The 1,049-nt window shown below is 75.1% G+C and carries 1 protein-coding gene; it reads left to right on the forward strand.

The window, feature by feature from the left end; all coding sequences use genetic code 11:
* On the forward strand, positions 1–1,049 hold a 1,049-nt coding region (locus GT354_RS41720), incomplete at both ends, for an MFS transporter (protein ID WP_161361945.1).

Genomic DNA, 1,049 nt, shown 5'->3' on the forward strand with positions numbered 1-1,049 from the left:
CGTACTACACGGCCCAGCGGACGCTGATCACGCGCGCGACGGCGGCCCACGAGGCACGGGCCTGGTTCGCGTTCACCGGCAGCCTGCGCAACGTCGGCATCGGCGTGGGCGCGGGGCTGGCCGCCGCGGTACTCGGGCTGTTCGGTACCGACGCCCTGAAGTGGTTGGTGGCCTGCGCGGCGCCGCTCTACCTGGCCGCGGCGGTGTGCTTCGCCGGGGTGCCCCTCACCCCGGCGAAGCCGCGGCCGCTCCCGGTCGGCGGGGAAGGGAAGGCCGTCGGCGCACCAGCGCGACACGACCGCGGCTCCGGCTCCGGCCCCGGTCGCGGTCCCCTCCCCCGTCCCCGTCCCCGCCCCGGCGGCACCGACACCGCCCGCTATCTGCTGCTGGTGGCCTGCAACATCCCCTTCGTCCTGGCCCAGTCCATGTTGTCGGTGCTCATCGCCCTGTACGCCACCGAGAGTCTGGGCCTGGCGGCGTGGGCGGCGAGTGTCCTGCTCGTGCTGAACACCGTGCTGGTGTCCCTGCTGACCAGTCCGCTCACCGCGCACGTGGCACCGGCCCAGCGCCGGCACACGGTCGCCCTGGGGTACGCGCTGCTCGCCGCCTCGATGCCGGTGTTCGCGGCGCCGGCGCTGCCGGGGGCCGACGTCCCCGCGTGGCCGGCCCTGCTCGTGGCGATGGCGCTGTTCAGCCTGGCCGAGATCTTCTACTCGCCGGCCATGAACGAACTGTCCGTCACCCTCACGCCCGACGCGACGCGAGGCAGCCGGCAGAGCCTCTACCAACTGTCCTGGGCGGCGGGCGGTATCACCGCCCCGGCCCTGTTCACCCTGCTCCTGGACGCGGGGGCGCTGTGGCCGTGGATCGTGCAGGGCGCGGCCTGTTTGCTCGCGCTCGCGGTGGTTCCCGCACTCGGAACGCCCGACCCGGTCGCCGCGCCCGACCCGGTCGACCCGGTCGACCCGGTCGCCCCGGTCGTCACCGCGCGGCGCCGCACTCCCCGGCGCTGCCCGGACCCCGACTCGAAGCCCTCCGACCCACCCACC

The sequence above is a fragment of the Streptomyces sp. SID3343 genome (genome assembly GCF_009865215.1).
Lineage (GTDB): Bacteria > Actinomycetota > Actinomycetes > Streptomycetales > Streptomycetaceae > Embleya.